The organism is Kitasatospora sp. NPDC056138 (assembly GCF_042264695.1).
Classification (GTDB): domain Bacteria; phylum Actinomycetota; class Actinomycetes; order Streptomycetales; family Streptomycetaceae; genus Kitasatospora.
In genome coordinates this window covers 1-4,839 of the sequence record NZ_JBHJVK010000122.1, presented here as the reverse complement: position 1 = coordinate 4,839, position 4,839 = coordinate 1, and the positions used below count along the sequence as shown (strand labels likewise).

The window sequence follows — 4,839 nt, the reverse complement described above, 5'->3', positions numbered from 1 at the left end:
CACTACCCTGGGCGGGTGACGACCCACACCCCCCCGCACACCCCCCCCGATCCGGCCCGGAGGGTTACCGGTGCCGGCTGCCCCGCTCGGGGCTACCGGTCCTGTGACAGCGGCCGGTTGACCGCTGTCACCGACACCCCGGTGTCGAGGTTGTCGGGGGTCAGCACCAGCGGCCCGAACACCTTCTCGTCCGGTGCGGCGTATCCCGGGGGCGGGCAGACCTCCTCCCAGTAGTACGTCCCCGGCCTGCCGGTGCCCTGGCAGATGCCGTTGGTCCCGGTCGTGCAGAGGTCGCCGACCTTCGTGTCCGCCCACTTCATCCTGGTGGCCTGGGGGCCGCCGGAGCCGTTCGTCCCCTGCCACTTCTTCCACAGCTGGAACTTCGCCCCGGCCAGCGGCTTGCCGTCCGGGTCGTGCTTGATCACGCGCAGCACACCCTCGTGCTGTCTCTTGCAGTGCCGGAAGCCGAAGTCGTAGGTGTGGTTGTTCTCTCCCGGCCCGCCGGTGGTCAGCGCCCGTTCCGGGAACCTCGCGCCGGGCGGGACGATGCCCTTGGAGTTGACGAAGGGGTCGTCGCCGACGTCCGGGACGGTGGGCACCCACTGGTAGAGCGGACCGCCCTCGGCGTAGTCGGCCGGGTTGTCCAAGCGGATGGTGTACTCGGTCCTCGGCTTGAGACCGCCGGTGACGTTGGAGTCGTCGAAGTAGTACTCACCACGCGCGGTCGTCTTCGCCGTTCCGACCAGTTTCCCCGGCTTGTCGTACAGGTTGACGGTCACGCCCGCGACCGGGCTCTGGCCCGGTTTCTGGATGCCCGTGCGCTCGGGGTCGTACCAGACCCGGTTGCCGATCTGCAGCGGGGCCTGGTCGCAGAGCACTTCCAGGTCGCCCATCGAGGCGCCCTTGCCGAACGGGGCGACGCTCCCGGGCGGGTTGAGCCGCAGCCCGAACTTCGGGTCCTGCTTGCCGTCCCGCTGGAGGAACGACGTGCCGTACCCGACAGGGGTGTGGTCGGGGTCGTAGGCGGAGACCGCGATGGTGTTCTCGACCTTGGAGAGCGCCATGCCGGCGAACGCCGTGTTGTGGTGACCCACCCCGGCCCAGGCGGTGTCGAAGAACCGGGTGCCCCGGGGGGACAGCCCACAGCCGTTGTCCGTGTCCATCACGTACATGCCGTTCGACGGGCAGGCCTTGTTCAGGTCACCGCCCGACATGACGGCGGAGGCGGAACCCGGCGTGGGGCCGGCCGGCGCGCGGTCGCCGAAGCGGTCGCGGAAAGCCAGCAGCATCGAGCCGTCCGTCTCGAAGCCGATCTCGCCCAACTCCGGCTCGGGGTTGGCGATGGTGGAGTTGCCGCACTGCCGCCCGTTCTGCGAGGTCGGGTAGGTGCTCGTCCACGGGAACCAGCCGGCGCCGTCGCACGGGCCCGAGCCGACGGTCGACTGGCGCGGGTAGTCCAGCGGCTGGTTCAGCACCGGCTTTCGGAACGCTCCGGTGGCGAGGTCGAAGGGCAGGACCACCGCGCGCAGGTCCGAGACCTTCCCGGTGGACTCGCCGGAGCACACCCCGCCGAGGTAGCCGACGCCGTCCTGCAGGCCGAGGCCGAAGGGGCGCCAGTCCCCGGCCGCCGGGCAGCCCGGATCCGGGATCGAGCGGACGGCCTTCGGCGCCGCCGCGGTGGGCGCGGTGGCGTCGTAGCGGTAGAGCTTGCGGTTGTTGAGGTTGACGACGAACAGGTCCCTGCCGTCATCGGTGATCTTGATGCCGCCGAGGCTCTCCTTGCCGGGCACGGCGAGGAAGGCGTCGTCGGCGCCTCCGCCGTGGGCGGTCGTCCCGGCATCCGGGACGGTGGCGAACAGCGTGGTCTTCTTCTGGGCCGGGTCGGTGACGTAGATCGCCCCCGCGCCGCCCGGGCCGTAGTCCGTGGTGCGCTTGGCCATCGCCGAGGAGAACACCCGCTTGTCGGCCTTGTTCCAGGCGATGCCGAACAGCGTGCCGGTCTCCGCGTCGGTGGCGATGTCCGTGACGTTGACGTCGACGCCGTCCTGGCCGCGCGCGCTGTACGGGAAGGACACCAGCGTGCGCTGCGACCCGCCCTCGCGCGCGGCCGACTGACAGGACGTCACCAGTGGTGCGTTCTTCTGGCAGTAGTCACCCGGGTTCCACAGCCCGGTGGTGTACGCCACGTTCTTGCCACCGGAGAGGTCGACGAACTCCTCGTTGCTGCTCAGCTGGCCGGGCGCGCCGTCCAGCCCCTGACGCGAGGCGAAGGCCGGGAAGAGCACGCCCGGCTTCGGATTCATCACCTGCACCCGGTACTTACCGCCGGCCGCCCTGCTCGCGGCCGGGGCCAGCGTCACCGTACCGTCGGCCGCGGTCGCCCCGTCGACACTGACCCCGGCGTCATCGGTGAGGGTCACCCTGACGCCCGCGATGCCCGGTTCCAGCGCGGGCGTCCACACGCCGCTCGTGTCCACGGCCCGGACCACCCGGACCGTCACCGACCCGTCGCCCGCCTGCGAGTACGCCGCCGGAGCCGCCGCCAACGAGCAACTGCCGATGCCCACGGAGAGAGCCGCAATGCTGCCTACCGTGCGGCGGCCGATGGAACCCGGCCTCCGCCGACCCGGCTCGCGCGCGGCGTCGTTCGATTGTTCGTTCGTAGATGTCATCTCCTGCTCTCATCCTTCAGAAGGACCTGCTGCCCAACCGTGTGAGGGAGTACTCAGAGATGGCGGAGAACCGCCCTGTCGGCGACAGCGTAAGAGGGATTTGCGCAAGATCATGACGGAACGGCCAATTTGACCCGCCCCAAGCCATTGCACAATCGTTTCTTCTCGCACGAGTGTTCAAACCAGCGAGTCCGTGTACGAAGAATCGCGCACTCGTTGTGCTGCTGCCAAGTTGCCGAGACCCGTGGTGCGCGAGGAGGCGGCCGGTCCCGGCCGGCGGTGCGTCGCGGTGCGACACGAGGGCCTTCCGGCAGCCGGGTGGACGGTCGCCGTCCACGCCGGGCCGGAAGGCCCTCACTCATCCCGGGCCCACCCGACCGTGAGCCCTGTCGCCAGCCTCCGTGGCCGGTACGGCTAGTGCCCGGTTGTCGCGGGCGGAATGCTCTGCTCGTACTGGAAGACGTTGTGGGGGTCGTACTTCGCCTTGATCTCGCGCAGCCGGCCGAAGTTGGATCCCCAGTAGGCGGTCTCCCAGTCCTGCATTCCGATGTTCGGCACGTTGACGTAGGCGCCGTTCACGTAGGGCCGCATCGCCTGGCTGAACTCGGCGGTCCAGGCCTGGGCCTGCGGGGTGAGCGGGTCGCAGACGCCCGGCTGCGGTCCACGAGTCCCCCAGCCGGCACCGATCTCGCCGTAGAAGAGCGCGTCACGGTGCGGGAACGCGGTGCCGCCGCGGGGACTCCTCCTGACCGCCCCGCCGAAGGCCTGGGTGAAGTAGTTGCTGTCATCCGTCGGGGCTTTCTGCATGAACGAGGCGATCACGCCGATCGCTTCCGTCGGGAACGGCTCTCCGGTGAACTGTGAGAAGAACTTCCAGTTCGCGGGTTCGTCCGCGGTGGGGATCTGGAATCCCGCATACACGTCGCCCCAGTTGCCCACCTGCACCGAGACCGTGGGATTGCCGACCGACAGAATCGGGGCCAGCATCCTCTTCGCCTCGTCCGGCGTTCCTTCAGCGAGAACCGCGAACAGCAGGGTCTGGTTCCTGTGGATCTCCAGCTGGGTTCCTAGGCGGTCGTCGGCGACCGGTCCGGTGCGCTGCCATGCGTCGAACACCCCCTGCAGGTCCCCGAGGCCCTCCCACGTCGCCTGCACGTAAGTCACACTCTTCAGCGGAGCCACTCTGTAGCTGAGCGACGTGACGATCCCGAAGTTGCCGTTCCCCGCCCCGCGGAGCGCCCACAGCAGGTCCGAGTTGTCCTTCAGGGACGCCTTGAGCACCTTGGCGCACTCACCGCCCGACGCGACGACGATCTCGGCCTCCACGAGGTTGTCGCAGGCCATGCCGATCCAGCGGGTGAGGAAGCCGAAGCCGCCGCCGAGCGTCGCACCGGACAGGCCCACGCTGCCCTCGGTTCCCGTCGTCACCGCGAGGTCCTGCTTCGCGAGGGTGGTCACCGCCTCCAACTGGTTGAGCCCGGCGCCGACGGTCGCGATGCGGGAGGCCCTGTCGATGAGGACCGACTTCAACTCGCTGATGTCGATCACGATGCCGTTGTCCACGTTCGACCAGCCCTCAAGGCTGTGGCGGCCGCTCCGCACCCGCAGCGCGACGTTGTTCTGCCGCGCCCAGGTGAGGGCGTTGACCACGTCCTGGGTGTTCTGGGCGAAGACGACGACCAGCGGGAAGTGGGCGAAGAGCTCGTCCCAACCGAGGCTCGCATCCGCGTACTCGGGATCGCCGAAGCGGACGACGCGGCCGGTCAGCTTCGCCGGCGGGCACTTCCCGCCCTCCGGCCCTTCGACCGCGGCGCTCGCGTCCGGGGCGCCTGCGGCCGTGATGCCCGGAACGATGACGGCACCGACTCCGGCGGCCGCCGTCGCCTTGAGCAGGCCTCGACGAGAAAAGTCGTGCATGAACTATGTCCTCCGGCCGGGATGCGGGGCAAATCCTGTCCACGACTGATTAATTCAGTCATCTGCGAACGAATTCCTGGGATCCGCACAGTAACAAGGGTGCCCTGACGGTGTTACCCGACACGCTCATTGGGGCTCATCGGGGAAGACGGCAGAATTTTCAAAAAGTGATATATGTAGGCCAGTTCGCGCAGCACCGATCGCGAAGTGCACGATGAAATGACCACCGCGCCGACAGCTGTTCCGCCGG

2 protein-coding genes are annotated in these 4,839 nt (G+C 68.8%); both read right to left on the bottom strand.

From position 1 onward, the window contains the following. Positions 1 to 92: 92 nt before the first annotated feature. Positions 93 to 2,567 carry an SdrD B-like domain-containing protein gene (locus ACFC1R_RS37475; protein ID WP_375946203.1) on the bottom strand — a complete coding sequence of 825 codons (2,475 nt, stop codon included), beginning with the start codon at positions 2,565 to 2,567 and terminating at the stop codon, positions 93 to 95. A 519-nt stretch (positions 2,568 to 3,086) separates the two neighbouring features. Further along, the gene (locus ACFC1R_RS37470) at positions 3,087 to 4,589 is read right to left on the bottom strand and encodes an FAD-binding oxidoreductase (protein WP_375946202.1); all 1,503 of its coding nucleotides are present in this window, start codon (positions 4,587 to 4,589) and stop codon (positions 3,087 to 3,089) included. Between the last annotated feature and the right edge of the window lie 250 nt (positions 4,590 to 4,839).

Coding starts and splice junctions, on each gene's coding strand:
- ACFC1R_RS37470 (WP_375946202.1), bottom strand. CDS start 4,589: ATGCACGACTTTTCTCGTCGAGGCCTGCTCAAGGCGACGGCGGCCGCC.